Origin of the sequence: Acidovorax sp. 56, assembly GCF_002749705.1 — a bacterium.
In the GTDB taxonomy this organism is placed as follows: domain Bacteria; phylum Pseudomonadota; class Gammaproteobacteria; order Burkholderiales; family Burkholderiaceae_C; genus Acidovorax.
In genome coordinates this window covers 981035-996436 of the sequence record NZ_PEEV01000001.1, presented here as the reverse complement: position 1 = coordinate 996436, position 15402 = coordinate 981035, and the positions used below count along the sequence as shown (strand labels likewise).

General features: G+C 62.0%; 12 protein-coding genes. 4 read left to right on the top strand and 8 right to left on the bottom strand.

What is annotated here, in order from left to right:
* The 3 genes from CLU88_RS04285 to dapC all read right to left on the bottom strand — a co-directional run bounded on the left by CLU88_RS04285 (position 1) and on the right by dapC (position 3301).
* Complete coding sequence (locus CLU88_RS04285; protein ID WP_099655529.1) at positions 1-1161, bottom strand: PilT/PilU family type 4a pilus ATPase; 1161 nt, start codon at positions 1159-1161, stop codon at positions 1-3.
* A 95-nt stretch (positions 1162-1256) separates the two neighbouring features.
* On the bottom strand, positions 1257-2090 hold the full coding sequence (dapD, locus tag CLU88_RS04280) for a 2,3,4,5-tetrahydropyridine-2,6-dicarboxylate N-succinyltransferase (protein WP_099658641.1): 834 nt from the start codon (positions 2088-2090) through the stop codon (positions 1257-1259).
* A 5-nt stretch (positions 2091-2095) separates the two neighbouring features.
* Positions 2096-3301 carry a succinyldiaminopimelate transaminase gene (gene dapC, locus CLU88_RS04275; RefSeq protein ID WP_099655528.1) on the bottom strand — a complete coding sequence of 402 codons (1206 nt, stop codon included), beginning with the start codon at positions 3299-3301 and terminating at the stop codon, positions 2096-2098.
* Positions 3302-3548: 247 nt separating this feature from the next.
* Between dapC and CLU88_RS04270 the strand changes: the two genes are divergently transcribed.
* A complete protein-coding gene (locus CLU88_RS04270; protein WP_099655527.1) occupies positions 3549-5036 on the top strand; it encodes a methyl-accepting chemotaxis protein in 1488 nt (495 codons plus the stop codon).
* Positions 5037-5104: 68 nt separating this feature from the next.
* Here the strand turns inward: CLU88_RS04270 and rsxB are convergent, their stop codons facing one another.
* The 3 genes from rsxB to CLU88_RS04255 all read right to left on the bottom strand — a co-directional run bounded on the left by rsxB (position 5105) and on the right by CLU88_RS04255 (position 8510).
* Positions 5105-5812 carry an electron transport complex subunit RsxB gene (gene rsxB, locus CLU88_RS04265; RefSeq protein ID WP_099655526.1) on the bottom strand — a complete coding sequence of 236 codons (708 nt, stop codon included), beginning with the start codon at positions 5810-5812 and terminating at the stop codon, positions 5105-5107.
* Positions 5809-7212, bottom strand: a complete 1404-nt coding sequence (locus tag CLU88_RS04260) for a polyhydroxyalkanoate depolymerase (protein ID WP_099655525.1) — start codon at positions 7210-7212, stop codon at positions 5809-5811. Before CLU88_RS04260 ends, rsxB begins: the two co-directional genes overlap by 4 nt.
* 224 nt (positions 7213-7436) lie before the next feature.
* Positions 7437-8510 carry a GTP pyrophosphokinase family protein gene (locus tag CLU88_RS04255; protein WP_099655524.1) on the bottom strand — a complete coding sequence of 358 codons (1074 nt, stop codon included), beginning with the start codon at positions 8508-8510 and terminating at the stop codon, positions 7437-7439.
* 303 nt (positions 8511-8813) lie between these two features.
* Between CLU88_RS04255 and CLU88_RS04250 the strand changes: the two genes are divergently transcribed.
* Positions 8814-11528 carry an EAL domain-containing protein gene (locus CLU88_RS04250; protein ID WP_099655523.1) on the top strand — a complete coding sequence of 905 codons (2715 nt, stop codon included), beginning with the start codon at positions 8814-8816 and terminating at the stop codon, positions 11526-11528.
* Positions 11529-11580: 52 nt separating this feature from the next.
* Here CLU88_RS04250 and dusA read toward each other — a convergent pair whose 3' ends face one another.
* On the bottom strand, positions 11581-12585 hold the full coding sequence (gene dusA, locus CLU88_RS04245; RefSeq protein ID WP_255410637.1) for a tRNA dihydrouridine(20/20a) synthase DusA: 1005 nt from the start codon (positions 12583-12585) through the stop codon (positions 11581-11583).
* Positions 12586-12878: 293 nt separating this feature from the next.
* Between dusA and CLU88_RS04240 the strand changes: the two genes are divergently transcribed.
* Positions 12879-13466 (top strand): lysophospholipid acyltransferase family protein, encoded by a 588-nt coding sequence (locus tag CLU88_RS04240; RefSeq protein WP_099655522.1) that lies wholly within the window; start codon positions 12879-12881, stop codon positions 13464-13466.
* 203 nt (positions 13467-13669) lie between these two features.
* Here the strand turns inward: CLU88_RS04240 and CLU88_RS04235 are convergent, their stop codons facing one another.
* On the bottom strand, positions 13670-14146 hold the full coding sequence (locus CLU88_RS04235) for an Lrp/AsnC family transcriptional regulator (protein WP_099658639.1): 477 nt from the start codon (positions 14144-14146) through the stop codon (positions 13670-13672).
* 148 nt (positions 14147-14294) lie between these two features.
* Here CLU88_RS04235 and CLU88_RS04230 point away from each other — a divergent pair, with 148 nt between their 5' ends.
* Positions 14295-15398, top strand: a complete 1104-nt coding sequence (locus CLU88_RS04230) for a saccharopine dehydrogenase family protein (protein WP_099655521.1) — start codon at positions 14295-14297, stop codon at positions 15396-15398.
* Positions 15399-15402 lie beyond the last annotated feature (4 nt).

The window sequence follows — 15402 nt, the reverse complement described above, 5'->3', positions numbered from 1 at the left end:
TCAGCCGCCTTTGACGTCCAGCACGATCTCGGTGAACGAGGGCTGGTCATCGGGGGTGTCGCGGGCTTCTTTTTGCGCCTTGGCGGCATTGGCGGCCAGGGCAAAGTCGTTTTGCAGGCGCCACATCAGGTTGGTTGGTGAATCCGCGTAGGCCATGCCTTCCTTGCGGTCGATCTTTTTTTCCACGATCAGGTGGGCCAGCGCTTCTTCAAAGGTCTGCGAGCCTTCGGCCATGGATTTTTCCATGGCCTCTTTGACGCCAGAAAAGTCGCCTTTTTCCACCAGATCAGACACCAGTTTGGTGTTCAGCATCACCTCCACCGCTGGCACGCGGCCGCCGTCGGTGGTGCGCACCAGGCGCTGTGAGATGACGCCTTTGAGCGCTGAGGCCAGGTCGCCCAGCATGGTGGGGCGCACTTCCACGGGGTAGAAGCTCAAGATGCGGTTGAGGGCCTGGTAGCTGTTATTGCCGTGCAGGGTGGCCAAGCACAGGTGACCGGATTGCGCATAGGCAATGGCCGAGGACATGGTTTCGCGGTCGCGGATTTCACCGATCAAGATCACATCGGGGGCCTGGCGCAGCGCGTTTTTGAGCGCGGTTTGCAGTGACTGGGTGTCGCTGCCGATTTCGCGCTGGTTCACGATCGATTTCTTGTTGCGGAACTGGTATTCCACAGGGTCTTCGATGGTGAGGATGTGCCCTGACATGGCGGCGTTGCGCGTGTCGATCATCGACGCCAGCGTCGTGCTCTTGCCAGAGCCCGTAGCGCCCACCACCAGAATCAGGCCGCGCTTCTCCATGATCAGCTCGGTGAGTACCGGTGGCAGGTTCAGCGTAGAGAACTCCGGGATCTGCTGCGAGATGAAGCGAATCACCACCGCGTAGCTGCCACGCTGGCGCATGGCGCTGACGCGGAAGCGCCCCACACCATTGAGCGGCACGCCCATGTTCAACTCACCCGTTTCTTCCAGCTCTTCGATGCGTTCTGCGGGAACGATTTCAGACAACAGGTTGCGTGGTGCATCCGGCGGAAGAATCTGGTTGTTGATCGGGATGCACTCGCCGTTGATTTTGATCAGCGCCGGGGCGTTGGCAGACAGGTAAACGTCTGACGCTTTTTTCTCGCTCATCAGGCGAAGAATCCGCTCCATCGTACTCATGGTGTATCCCTCTCGTATCGGTCTGCCAACAGTCTCAGCGGGCTTCGTTCAAGTTTTCGGCGGCAATCACGCGGGCGCGTCGCAGGTGGGCGAAATCAGTCGCGCAGCAAGTCGTTGATGCTGGTCTTGGAGCGCGTTTGCGCATCGACCTGCTTGACGATGATGGCGGCATACATGCTGTAAGGCGCGCCGTTGGCGGCCGTCTTGGGCAGGTTGCCACTGACCACCACGGAGCCAGCAGGCACGCGGCCATAGCTGATCTCGCCCGTGGCGCGGTTGAAGATGGGGGTGCTTTGGCCCAGGTACACGCCCATGCCCAGCACCGAGTTTTCTTCGACCACAACGCCTTCGACCACTTCAGAGCGGGCGCCGATGAAGCAGTTGTCTTCAATGATGGTGGGGCCTGCTTGCAGTGGCTCCAGCACGCCACCAATGCCTACGCCACCCGACAGGTGAACGCCTGCGCCGATCTGTGCGCAAGAGCCCACGGTGGCCCAGGTGTCCACCATGGTGCCTTCGCCCACGTAGGCGCCGATGTTGACGTAAGAAGGCATCAGGATGGCGCCCTTGGCGATGTAGCTGCCACGGCGTGCCACGGCTGGAGGCACCACGCGCACGCCAGTGGCCTTGAGTTCATCGGCACTCAGGTGCGCAAACTTGGTTTGCACCTTGTCGTAGAAGGTCAGGTCGCCCGACTGGATCACTTCGTTGTCTTTGAGGCGGAAGGACAGCAGCACAGCCTTCTTGATCCATTGGTGCACGGTCCATTGGCCGACGGCTTCACGTGTTGCCACGCGCAGGGTGCCGTTATTCAGTTCGGCAATCACCTGTTCCACGGCATCGACCACTTCCTTGGGGGCGGATGCTGGGGAGAGGCTGGCACGGTTTTCCCATGCGGTTTCAATGGTGTTTTGCAGTTGTTGGCTCATGTTGTTCAAGCAGTACGGGATTGGATGAATTGGACGATGCGCAGCGCGGCTTCCACGCATTCTTCGGTGTCGGCCACCAGGGCCATGCGCACGCGCTGGGCACCGGGGTTGCTGCCCTGGGCCTCGCGGGCCAGGTAGCTGCCAGGCAGCACCGTGACATTGTATTGAGCCAAAAGCGCCTTCGCGAATTCGGCATCGGTCATGCCCAGTGCGTCGGGCACTTTGGCCCAGAGGTAAAAGCCGGCGTCGGGCAGCGCCACCTCCATCACGCCCGCCAGCAGCGGGGTGACCTGGGCAAACTTCTTGCGGTACAGGGCGCGGTTTTGCACCACATGCTCTTCATCGGCCCAGGCGGCAATGCTGGCTTCTTGCACGATAGGGCTCATGGCGCTGCCGTGGTAGGTGCGGTAGAGCAAGAAGCTCTTCATCAGGGCCGCATCGCCCGCCACAAAACCGCTGCGCAGGCCTGGCACGTTGCTGCGCTTGGACAGGCTGGTGAAGGAAATCAGGTTTTTGAAATCGTGGCGCCCCAGCTTGTGAGCAGCTTCGAGTCCACCCAACGGCGGCTCGTCACGGAAATAGATCTCGCTGTAGCACTCGTCCGATGCGATCACAAAGCCGTACCGGTCACTCAGCGCAAACAGTTTGTGCCACTCGCTCAGTGGCATGACAGCCCCGGTGGGGTTACCGGGCGAGCACACAAAAATCAGCTGTGTGCGCTTCCAGACCTCTTGCGGAACGCTGTCCCAATCCACCGCAAAGTTGCGCGCCGGATCGCTGGGCGCATAGTAGGGTGTCGCCCCCGCCAGCAAAGCAGCGCCCTCATAGATTTGATAGAACGGGTTGGGGCATACCACGACAGGGTCGGGTTGGGCTGCATCCACCACCGTTTGCGCAAAGGCAAACAGGGCTTCGCGGGAGCCATTGATAGGCAGCACCTGGGTGGCTGGGCTCAGCGCAAGCTGGTAACGGCGGGCAATCCAATCGGTGAATGCCGTGCGAAGGCGAATATCCCCTGCGGTGGCGGGGTAGCTAGCCAACCCCTCCAAATTGTTGCAAAGTGTGTCTTTGATGAATTGCGGCGTGGGGTGGCGAGGCTCTCCCATGCCCAGGCTGATGGGTGAGTAGTGGGCTGGAGGCGTGACCTCAGCGAAAAGTTGCCGCAACCTTTCGAACGGATAAGGCTGCAAGTGAGAGAGCAGGGAATTCATGGGGTTGCATTATGGTGGATGCATGCACTACCTTGATTGCGTCATGGAAGGCTGTTTGCGGGTGGGCACTGGGGGCGTTTCTCCAGTCTCACCCAGACGGCGTGATTAAAACCTTGGGGCTGGGTTTGGGTTGAGTTGTGGTTTCTGTGGCCTATCGTTTACCCGCCCACCTCGCCTTTCGTCAACCGAGCGTAAGAGCGGCCTCCTAGCATGGCCCACACACAAATAGAGACAAGGGACAAAAGACATGGCGGCGTTTTCTCCATTGAGCCCGGGGTTGCAGCTGATGCGGCGCATGCGCTGGCCTGGCAAAGTGGCATGGGGTACTGTGCTGGCCTTACTGGCCGTGGTGTTGGCGGGGCTTTCTGCACCGTATTGGCTGACGGCCATTGCCTGTGCGCTGATGCTGTATGTGCAACTGGCGCTGTGGGTCAGCCTGGCCCAGGACATGGAGGCGGTGGCTGGCTCCATGCGCAAAACGACCCAGGGTGACCTGACCGTGCACGCCAGCCTGCAAGGCCGTGACGAGATGGGTGATATGGCCCGTTCGCTAGACCAGATGGTCTACAAACTTTCGGCCATGGTGGCAGACATTCGCAGCAATGCGGCGCTGGTTGCCCATGCGGGGCAAAGCTTGGCGCAAGGCAATCGGGCTTTGGCCGACCGCACCGAGCAGCAGGCTGCCAACCTGGAGGAAACGGCGGCGAGCGTGGAGCAGTTGTCTTCGACCGTGCAAAACAATGCCCACACAGCCCTGAGCGCCGATCAAAAGGCCGCCCAGGTGCGACAGGCCGCAGACAGCGGTGCCCAGGCCATGGGCCGAGCCGTGCAATCCGTGGAGGCTATCCAACAGGGTGCACGCCGCATGAGCGAGATCATTGGCGTGATTGACGGTATCGCCTTTCAGACCAACATCCTGGCCCTGAACGCTGCGGTGGAGGCTGCCCGCGCGGGCGAGCAGGGCCGGGGCTTTGCGGTGGTGGCCAGTGAAGTGCGCATGCTGGCCCAGCGCTCCGCCGAGGCGGCCCGCGAGATCCGTGACCTGATCCAGACTTCAGTGGGGCAGGTGGAAGACAGCGCGGGCCTGATTCGCTCCGCAGGCGAAGGGATTTCGGCCGTGGCGGGGGGCATCCACAGTGTGGCCGCCAGCATGAGTGAGATTGCCAACTCCAGCAACGAACAAAGCACGGGGCTCAAAGAGATCAGCGGTGCGGTGCAGCAGCTGGACCAGATCACCCAGGACAACGCGCAGATGGTGGGGCTGGCCGTGCAGCAGGCCGAGGCACTGGAGCAGCGTGCCAGCACGCTGAACCAGGCGGTGGCAGCCTTCAGGCTGCAACAGGGCACGGCGGAAGAGGCGGTAGCGCTGGTGCGCAAGGCGGTGGCATTGCGCCGCTCCAGCCCGCGCGAGCAGTTTCTGGGCCGGATCACGGACAAGGCTGCAGGCTTCCATGACCGCGACATGTATGTGTTCGTGCTCGATGACTCGGGACGCTACCTGGCCTTTGGAGGCAACCCCGCCAAAGTAGGCACGCGGGTGCAAGACATTCCGGGCATTGCCGGGGACCAATTGGTGTCCGACATCGTGACCCAGGCCCAGCAAGGGCCCGGTTGGGTGGAATACGACATCACCAATCCCGCCACTGGGGTTGTGCAGACCAAGATGTCGTTCGTCAGCCAGGTAGACGACTGGTATGTGGGGTGTGGCGTCTACAAAACCTTAGCAGCCCGGTAGCTTGGCTAGTTGGGCAGAGGGCAGGCCAGAACTTGTCAGTGTGTCTGGCTGGGTGGAGTCGACTCGCTTCAGCTGCCGCCCGCACGCAATTGTCTTGCGCGCTCCATGGCTGCGGCAATCGCTGCGCGCCTAGTGGCCGCTGCGTCCTGCAATGGTGGCTCCGCAGGTGCATTCGCAGGGGGCGCGTCTTCTTCTAGCAAGCTGCGCCGGATGTCTGCGGCTGTTTCATCCTGCGCCCCGGTTTGGGCGAGGCGCTGTTGGCGTGCGGCGTAACGCTCGCACGCCTCGTTGGCTTGCTCGGCACTCCAGGCGGCCCAGCCGGTACGGTCGCCGGTCACGCTCTCCAGCTCAATGCAATCCACCGGGCAGGCGGGCACGCACAACTCGCAGCCTGTGCAATACGGCTCTATCACCGTGTGCATCAGCTTGTTGGCGCCCACGATGGCATCGGTGGGGCAGGCTTTGATGCACAACGTGCAGCCGATGCACCAGTTTTCATCAATGAACGCCACGGCACGAACCGATTCTTGTCCGTGCTCAGGGTTCATTGCCAGCGGTGGCACACCCATGATGCCTGCGAGCCGCTCGATGCCCTGCGCACCGCCGGGTGGGCATTGGTTGATGCCCGCTGCGCCCACGGCCACGGCCTGCGCATAGGTAGCGCAGTCCGGGTAGCCGCAGCGGGTGCACTGGGTTTGGGGCAGCGCCGCATCGATGCGGCGCGCCAGCTCGGCGGTGGTGGCGATGCCCGCTGTGGCGGGCTGGGCAGGGCTCAAGCCTTGCGTGCCGAGGTGGCTCGGCGGGATCGCTGGGTAGGGGCTGACGTAACGGCTGCAGCCGTTGCCGATTCTGCGGGGGCCGGTGCTGCCGCCCCTGTGCGAGAGGTCGCCGTCTTGCTCACCGGGGCTGCGCTCAACTGGTGTTCCACAATGAACGCCTTGACCTGCGGGTACACGAGTTCGCGCCAGCGTCTGCCGCTGAAGATGCCGTAGTGCCCAGCACCTTTGGCCTCCAGATGGCGTTGCTCTTTGCGCACAATGCCGGTGCACAGGTCGTGGGCGGCCTCTGTCTGGCCCGAGCCGGAGATATCGTCCAGCTCGCCCTCTACCGTAAACAAGGCGGTGGTGGTGATGTCTTGGGGGCGCACCCGTTCTACCTTGCCATCGGGCGAACGCACATCCCAGGTGCCATTGACCAGCCTGTACTCCTGGAAGACGGTGCTGATGGTCTCCAGGTAGTAATCCGCATCCATGTCCAGCACAGCGTTGTACTCGTCGTAGAACTTGCGGTGGGCTTCGGCGCTGGCGTCGTCGCCTTTGATCAGGTCTTTGAAATAGTCGTAATGGCTGGAGGCGTGGCGATCAGGGTTCATCGCCACAAAACCGGTGTGCTGCAAAAAGCCGGGGTACACGCGCCGACCAGCCCCAGGGAAGTTGTCTGGCACCCGGTAGATCACATTGTTCTCAAACCATTCAAAGCTGCGGTTCATCGCCAGGTTGTTCACCGATGTGGGCGACTTGCGGGCGTCAATGGGGCCGCCCATCATGGTCATGGTCAACGGCGTGGTCTCGCCCCGGCTGGCCATGAGGGACACAGCGGCCAGCACGGGCACCGTGGGCTGGCACACGCTGATGACGTGGCAGTTGCCATAGCTTCCTTGCAGGTAGCGAATGAACTCCTGCACGTAGTTGACGTAATCGTTCAGGTGGAATTCACCTTCGGACAGCGGCACCAGGCGGGCATTCTTCCAGTCGGTGATGTAGACCTTGTGGTCCTTGAGCATGGTGCGCACGGTGTCGCGCAGCAGTGTGGCGTAGTGGCCAGACAGCGGTGCCACGATCAGCACCACCGGCTGACCCTTGATCTTGGTCAGGGTGGCGGGATCGTCGGAAAAGCGCTTGAACCGGCGCAGTTCGCAAAATGGCTTGTCCAGCTCAATGCGCTCATGGATCGCCACTCCCACGCCGTCCACATCTACGCTGGGGATGTCAAAGGTGGGTTTCTCGTAGTCTTTGCCCAGGCGGTACAGCAGGTCGTAGCCAGCCGACAGGCGTTGAGCCAGCGGAATCCGGTTGAACGGCGAAACCGGATTGCTGAAGAGTTTGGATGCTGCTTGCGCAAAGTCAGCAAAGGGCTCCATCAGGGAGCGCTGGGTTTCGTAGATCTGGTAGAGCATGGGGCGAAACTCCGTTATGTTGCAGTGCAATATAGCAGCACTCCGTAACAAAGGAATGGAGTAAAACCACCAATCGCGAGTCGCCTTTGCGACAGATTGGCGCCCGTGAATGCCATGCTACCTGCCCATGCATAAGGCATTTTGCTATAAAAAATATAGCTTCCAGCGCTTTTGTATAGAGCGCTAGCGGCATTTTTATTGATGAACTAGGCCTTGCCAAGCGTTCAGGTCTGGTTTTCTTGCAGCCAGCTCTCAAAGGCCTGCCGCGCCACATTGCGCAAGGCCGGGCGAAACTGGCCCTTTTGGCCCAGGTAGAGGCAGTGGCGCATCACCGTAAACGGGTTGAACGAGGCCTGTGGGTTTTGCTCTTCAAAATGCTGCTTGTAGCGCTTGACGGTGCCAATGGTGTGGCGCAGCAGTTCATTGAATTGCGAGCGGGTCATTCCAGGCTGCCACAGCTGGATATCGGCCACAAAACTGTCCACCTTGGAGGCCTCGAACTCGAAGTCTTTGAAAAAGTGGTTGGCAATCTTGAGGAAGGTGAACGCGTTGAGCTCGCTGCCCAGTGCCGACGCCTTGGGCGCTTGCAGGGCATCTTGCTGCGCTTCGGTCGCGGGCTCTGCGGTTTCGTCTGGCGCCTGCAGCAACTCTGCCGCAGTGGCATCGCGGATCTGCAAGAACTCGCGGTCTGCCAGCTCAAACAACGCCGACAGCACATTGATGCGCCGCTTGAGCTGCCCCGGAATGGATTTTTTGTACTTGATCTTGTGGTCCAGCACACTCCAAGAGTCTTGGATGATGGTGCGGATCTGCAGCTCAAAAGGCCAGGGGGCTTCTGTTGCTGATTCAACCTGGGCTTTTGAGGAGGCTTTGGCACGCAGGTCCAGGTGCAGGCCCTTGTAGCCAAACTCGGTCTCCGTGCTTTCCACGGCTGCAGCCTTGTTGGTGACCTCGATCACGGCATAGTGCGACTGCACGAGTTGGGCCACTTTTTCCAGCTCGTCTTCATACAGGCACACCACCCGCACGCCGATCAAGTCGGTGATCCATGGCTGGATTTCATACGGTGTGTTGCTCTCTTCCAGGGCCGCCCTGTACTTGCGGCGGAACTTGCGAATGCACTCTTCAACGTCTTTGACGCGGCCTTCTACCTTGGAGACCTCTATCCCCGGAGCAGCCGCCACCAACTGCTCCAAAGTGTGGATCACACCAGCGCATGCCGCCTGCAATTGGGGCAGGTGGTCTGCATAAAAGGCTCGAAACTGAGATTCTTCGAATTCCAAATCAATCTGCGACATGGTGCGATGTTCTAAGGTTTGTCTTGGCGGGCGCGCTGTGTTTGGTTGGGGCTCCCCCTGCAGCTGCCCATCGGGCTGGGATAGCGTACACACTCGCCACACAGCCACGGCACCAGCCCGTGCCGTAGATGCGCACACATTGTAAAAAATCATGTCTTGGCCATCTCGGCCTGTTGATAATGCGCTGATGCAAGCGGCTATGCTGTTTGCTGCGTGCCAGCCAAAAGGCTGGTTCGGCCCCTAGACCGAACGATGCTCCCACCCCCACAAGCAATACCCCCCTTGCCGGAACCTGCTTCAGCCATGCAGCGCCGCTGGGGCTGGGTGTTGGCGCCTGTGCTGTCGCTGGTGATGTTGAGTCTGACCTATGCCCACTGGCGAAGCGAAGAGCGTGGCAGCAGAGAGCGGCGGGACGTGAACTTTCAGGTCGCGGCGGAGCGCATCGGCTACAACCTGGCTGACCGCATGGCCACCTATGAGATGGTTTTGCGCGGCACGCGCGGGTACTTCGAGGGCTCTGAGCGCATTGACCGGCAGGAGTTTCGCTCCTATGTCAGCTCACTGCAGTTGCAAGAGACTCGCCCGGGGCTCAAGGGAATATCGCTCATTTTGAAGCTCCCCGCGGCGTCTCTGTCGTCGCACATTGAGGACATGCGACAGCGCGGCTTTCCCCAGTACACCGTGCGCCCGCCGGGTGATCGGCCCACCTATGCTGCAGTCACCCACATCGAGCCCCTGGATGCCGAAAACCAGCGTGTTCTGGGGCTGGATGCCTATATGGTTCCTGCGGCCCGCGAGGCGCTGGACCGTGCGGCAGACACGGGAGCCCTGGCGGTGTCCGCCTTGTTGCCGCTGGCGCAAGACGAACCGGCGGGGGGGGCCAGGGGTTTGGTGATGTATCTCCCCATCTATGCCAACGGTGCCGCACTGGACACGTTGCAACAGCGCCGTGCCGCATTGTTGGGCTGGGTGTCTGCCCCCTTTCATTTGGCAGAGGTGGTTGCCGGGCTGTCCAGAGAGTTTGACTCTGACATCGGCCTGGATGTGCTGGACGGCGATGCCCAGGACGGCAGCAATCACTTGTACACCGATGCCCGCCTTGAGCACGGGCAGGCACAACGCCAGGCCATTCGCCCCATGCTGTTCGGGGGGCGTACCTGGAATCTGCGCATGGTACCGCTGCCTGCCTTTGAAGACCGCTACGAGTACGAGACGCACCACCTGTCGGCATTGATTGGCGCATTGCTCAGCGTGGTACTGGGCTGGTTTGCCTGGTTGCTGGCCACGGGCCGTGCCAGGGCCGAGGCCTTGGCTTATGCCATGACGGCTGAGCTGCGTGGCGCGCGCGACGAGTTGGCCAGCACACTCAACGCCATTCCAGACTTGCTCATGGAAATCGGCCCCGATGGGCGCATTGCATACTGCCGCAGCGGGCACCTTGCCCCGCTGGCCGAGCCAGCCCGCCACTTCGTGGGCATGCAGCTGGAGGACATTGTTCAGCCTGACGCCGCGGCTGGCTGCCGCGCTGCCATTCAGGCGGCCACAGCCACAGGCTACTCGGCAGGCCATCAATTTCGCCTGGACTTGCAAGGCCAGCCCTATTGGTTTGAGTTGTCCATAGCCCGCAAGCCCGGGGAGGGACCCGGAGAGCCACCGTGTTTCATTGCGCTTTCGCGAGACATCACCGAGCGCAAAAATGCCGAGGCCCGCTCGCACCAGCTCGCCTACTTTGATGCGCTCACCCAGCTGCCCAATCGCCGCATGCTGATGGACCGCATGGAGCAGGCCGTCGCGGCCGCACAAACATCCAAGCAGATGGGGGCGGTGCTGTTTGTCGATCTGGACAATTTCAAGCAGATCAACGATGCCCGTGGCCATACGGTGGGTGATGCCATGCTCAAGCAGGTGGCGCAGCGCCTTTTCAGCCTGCTGCGTCCGGGCGACACGGTGGCGCGCCTCAGTGGGGACGAGTTTGTGATGTTGATCGGGCATTTGGGGACTGACATCGAAGGGGCAGGCCGGGCAGCGTTGCTTGTGGCCGAAACCGTGCGCGCCGCCCTGGAAGTGCCTTACAGCATCCAGACCCATCTCTACAGCAGCACCAGCAGCATCGGCATCACGCTGTTTCCCAAGCAAGCCGAGGGCACCGAAGACCTGCTGCGCGAAGCAGACACAGCCATGTACCGCGCCAAAGACATGGGGCGCAATCGCATCCGTTTTTATGAAGCCGCAATGCAGGCCGATGTGCAAGAGCGCCTAGCGCTGGAGCAAGACCTGAAGAAAGCCGCAATCGAAGGGCAATTGGCGGTGTATGTGCAGCCCCAGGTCAATGCCCAGGGCGCCGTAGTGGGCGGCGAGCTGCTGATGCGCTGGAACCACCCCGAGCGCGGCAACGTGCCGCCCAGCCGCTTCATTCCCCTGGCGGAGGCATCAGGGCTCATCCTGCGCATGGGCGACTGGATGATTGGCCAGGCCTGCGATGCCCTGGCCAAGCTGCAGGCCCAAGGGCAGGCGCTGTCGATCTCTGTCAATGTGAGCGAGCGGCAGTTTCGGCAGGAAGACTTTGTGGAGCGCATCCGCAATGTGCTGGCCGCCACCGGCGCCAAGCCCGAGTTGCTGATCCTGGAGGTGACCGAAAGCCTGCTGATCGAGAACCTGGACGACACCATCGCCCGCATGACAGAGCTGGTGCAGTTGGGTGTGCGGTTTTCCATTGACGACTTCGGTACCGGCTATTCCAGCTTGGCGTACCTCAAGCGGCTGCCACTGTACGAACTCAAGATTGACAAGAGCTTTGTTCAGGACACCCCGGGGGATCCCAACGATACGGCCATCGTGCAATCCATCCTGGCGGTGGCCGGTCACCTGAAGCTGCGGGTCGTGGCTGAAGGGGTTGAGACGCAGGCGCAGGCAGACTTCCTCATCCAAAGCCATTGCGAATGCCTGCAGGGGTATCTGTTCGGGCGCCCGCAGCCACTGGGAGCCTGGCTGGACAAGCAAGTAGGCCTTGGCGCATAGCGGCACGTAGCGCCTGCGGACTGGGCTGCCAGGTCCGTTCAGCAGGCCATGCTCAATGCTCTTGGTGGTTGGCCAAGGAGTCTGCCACCGCCTGTTGGGCCAGGGCAAACACTTCGCGTGCAGGCCGGTCTTTGAGCAGGTGGTTGCTCCACACCTGGCGCCAGATGCGTGCCCCCGGCAAACTGTGGCGCAGGCCCAGCATGTGGCGGGCGATGTGGGCCCAGGGTGTGCCGTGCAACGCCGCTTCGCGCTCCATGTACTCCACCATCGCCAACTCCACCCCGTCGCGGCTCAGGGGGCAGGGCGCGCCACCGTAGTAGAGCGCGTCCCAGCGTGCCAGCCACCAGGGGTTGTGATAGGCCTCGCGGCCAATCATCACGCCGTCCAAGTGCTCCAGCTGTTCCTGCACCACGGCATCGGTGGTGATGCCTCCGTTGATGGCGATGGTGAACTGCGGAAACTCGGCCTTGAGACGGTGCACCACCTCGTAGCGCAGCGGCGGGACATCGCGGTTTTCCTTTGGGCTCAGGCCTTGTAGCCAGGCATTGCGCGCATGCACGATGAACACCGTGCAGCCCGCGTTCGCCACGGTGCCGATGAAGTCGCGCACAAATCCGTAGCTTTCGTCCTTGTCGATGCCAATGCGGTGCTTCACCGTCACGGGCACAGCCACCACGTCCTTCATGGCCTTTACGCAGTCGGCCACCAGTTGGGGGGCTTTCATCAGGCTGGCGCCAAATGCACCGCGCTGCACACGGTCGCTGGGGCAGCCGCAGTTCAGGTTGATCTCGTCATAGCCCCATTCCTGGCCCAGGCGCGCGGCCTGGGCCAGCTTGTCAGGTTCGTTGCCGCCCAGTTGCAGGGCCACAGGGTGTTCTTCGGCGTTGTAGCGCAGGTGCCGTTCGGTGCCGCCGTGGATGATGGCCCCTGCATTCACCATTTCTGTATACAGCAGGGTGTGCTGGGTGAGCAGGCGGTGAAAGTAGCGGCAGTGGCGGTCCGTCCAGTCCATCATGGGGGCGATGGACATGCGCCAGGGGCTATGTTTGGTTTCCACAGGATTCAAGTAAGAAAAAACAAGGTGAGCGTGGCGGCGAAGTGGCACGCCAGGGGGAGGCAGCAAGGCTGCCATCCCTGTGTGCAGGGGCGGATTATCCCACCAGCCCAGATGCGACGCAGGGGATGTTGTGGGTAAAAATGCCACCCAAGCCTTTACCTGAAAGCGCTAACAGCTATTTTTTTGATAGCTGAATGGCTTGCTCTTCCGGTGGCTTTTCCTTGCGAAATGTCGCAAAACGTTTCGGCGATACTTGCAGCAGAGCCCTATCAAGGGGCGTTTCCCTTTTGTCCATGCACCACACCATTTTTGACACCCCGGTGGTCAACACCTTGCTGCGCGCCCTGTCTGTAGCCACTTTGCGCTTGACCGGCTGGCGGGTAGAAGGCGCTTTGCCATCCCACGCTGCCAAGTGCGTGCTGATTGCCGCCCCTCACACCAGCAACTGGGACTTGCCTTACACACTGATGCTCGCCTTTTCACTGCGCCTGAGGGTGTACTGGATGGGCAAGCACAGCCTGTTCAAGGCGCCGTTTGGCGGCGTGATGCGCTGGCTGGGCGGTATCCCGGTGAACCGGGAACAATCGAACAACCTGGTTGCCAGCTCGGCCCAGGCCATGCGGGATGCCCAGGGGCCCATGCAACTCATCGTGCCCCCTGAAGGCACACGCGGCAAAACGCGGCACTGGAAGACGGGGTTTTATTTCATCGCCCAGCAGGCTGGTGTGCCCATCGTGCTGGCGTTTGTGGACTATGGCCGCAAGGTGGGCGGGCTGGGGCCTGTGTTCGAGCCCACAGGCGATCTGGAGGCCGACATGGCCGTCATCAAGGCGTTTTATGCCCCCATCCAGGGCAAGAACCCAACGCAGTTCGAGGCCTGAGGGTTTGCATGAAAATGGGCCTCTAGCGCTTTCTGGATAAGCGCTAGTAGCTTCAATATTCATAGCGTTCAGCGTTTGATTGCGGGCGTGCTGCTCATGACTGACGCGGCCCAGGCCAGAGCTGCCGCGCTGGCGCCTCACCCTTCTCGATGCGCGCAGCGAGTCGAGAGAAGGGGGGCGCGGCGCAGCCGATCAGGGGGATGTCACCCTACTTGCCTGCGATCAATCTTGCGGCTGAGCACGATGCTGGTCTGCGTCTGGTGCACGCCATCGAGCTGGCCCACGCGGTCGAGCAAGGTGTCGAGCTGCTCGTGGCTGCCACAGCGCAAAAACACCAGGTAGTCAAACGGCCCGCTCACGGCCGACACCTCTTCGACCTCGGCCATCGCCTCGAGTGCACGCAGCACGGCGGGCGCAGCCTTGGGCAGCACGCTGATGCTGCACCAGGCCCGCACTGTGGTGGCATCGAGCCGGGTGCCCAGCCGCACGCCATAGCCAGCCACCACACCCGAGCGCTCCAGCCGCGCAATGCGCGCCACCACCGTGGTGCGTGCCAGGCCCAACTTGCGCGCCAACTGGGCCGTGCCCTCGCGGGCGTTGGCTTGCAGCAGGCTCAGCAACTGGCGGTCGGTGGCGTCCAGCACTGGAGGGGAGGCGGGTAGGGTGGGTTCAAACGTCATGGTGGCCATGATATTCGCCGTTATGACAAAACAAAACCCATCTTTCGACGCTTTGGCTGCTACACATTGACAGCACCGTTGCCTAGCATCAGGGCATCTGTCACACCGGCTTGCGGGCATGCCGCAAGCCCACACCAGGAGCACTGCCATGGCCACCACTTCCACCCGTCGCGCCATCACCATCCTCGGCGCTGGCCACATCGGCTTTGCCATGGTGCTGTTGCTGCAGCACACCCGCGACTACGACATCCTGGTGGTAGACCGCGACCCAGCGCGCCTGGCCGAGGCGGCTGCCCTGGGGGTGTCCACCCAACTGGCCACGGATGAGGCCAGCCTGCAGGCCGCCATCGGCGGCTGCTTTGCCGTGCTCAACGCACTGCCGTTTCACCGCGCCGTGCCGGTGGCCACGCTTTGCGCTACAGCGGGAGTGCATTACTTTGACCTGACCGAAGACGTTGCCAGCACCCAGGCCATCCGCGCCCTGGCGGCCAATGCCCGCAGCGTGCTGATGCCCCAATGTGGCCTGGCGCCTGGGTTCATCGGCATCGTGGGCAACGACCTGGCCCGGCGCTTTGACACCCTGCACACGCTGCGCATGCGCGTGGGGGCACTGCCGCGCTACCCGCAGGGCGCCTTGCGCTACAACCTGACCTGGAGCACCGAGGGCCTCATCAACGAGTACTGCAACCCCTGCGAAGCCATTGTGGACGGCGTGCGCACCACCGTGCCTGCCCTCGAAGGCCTGGAAACCTTTGCACTGGACGGCGTGGAGTACGAGGCCTTCAACACCTCGGGTGGTTTGGGCACGCTTACCGAAACGCTGGCAGGCAAGGCCCGGCAGGTGGACTACCAATCCATCCGCTACCCAGGCCACAACGCCATCCTCAAGCTGCTGCTCAACGACCTGCGCCTGCGCGAGCGGCGCGATTTGCTCAAGGACATTCTGGAGACAGCCATTCCCACCACCGATCAGGACGTGATCGTGGTGTTCGCCACCGCCTCGGGCCTGCGCGGTGGGCGTTTGCTGCAAGAGTCGTACTCGGCCCACATTGTGGGCACCGAGCTGGCGGGGCACCGGCTCAGCGCCATCCAGCTCACCACTGCCGCAGGCATTTGCACGGCGCTGGACTTGGTCGCCCAGGGCCGGTTGCCGCAACAAGGCTTTGTGGGGCAAGAGGCGGTGGCGTTGGCAGACTTTGTGGCCAACCGGTTTGGAGTGGCCTATGCGGGAGATAGCGCGCTGGTGCTCTAAGGCC

Coding starts and splice junctions, on each gene's coding strand:
- CLU88_RS04230 (WP_099655521.1), top strand. CDS start 14,295: ATGGCCACCACTTCCACCCGTCGCGCCATCACCATCCTCGGCGCTGGC.
- CLU88_RS04235 (WP_099658639.1), bottom strand. CDS start 14,146: ATGACGTTTGAACCCACCCTACCCGCCTCCCCTCCAGTGCTGGACGCC.
- dapD (WP_099658641.1), bottom strand. CDS start 2,090: ATGAGCCAACAACTGCAAAACACCATTGAAACCGCATGGGAAAACCGT.
- CLU88_RS04250 (WP_099655523.1), top strand. CDS start 8,814: ATGCAGCGCCGCTGGGGCTGGGTGTTGGCGCCTGTGCTGTCGCTGGTG.
- CLU88_RS04255 (WP_099655524.1), bottom strand. CDS start 8,510: ATGTCGCAGATTGATTTGGAATTCGAAGAATCTCAGTTTCGAGCCTTT.
- CLU88_RS04260 (WP_099655525.1), bottom strand. CDS start 7,212: ATGCTCTACCAGATCTACGAAACCCAGCGCTCCCTGATGGAGCCCTTT.
- CLU88_RS04240 (WP_099655522.1), top strand. CDS start 12,879: ATGCACCACACCATTTTTGACACCCCGGTGGTCAACACCTTGCTGCGC.
- dapC (WP_099655528.1), bottom strand. CDS start 3,301: ATGAATTCCCTGCTCTCTCACTTGCAGCCTTATCCGTTCGAAAGGTTG.
- CLU88_RS04285 (WP_099655529.1), bottom strand. CDS start 1,161: ATGAGTACGATGGAGCGGATTCTTCGCCTGATGAGCGAGAAAAAAGCG.
- CLU88_RS04270 (WP_099655527.1), top strand. CDS start 3,549: ATGGCGGCGTTTTCTCCATTGAGCCCGGGGTTGCAGCTGATGCGGCGC.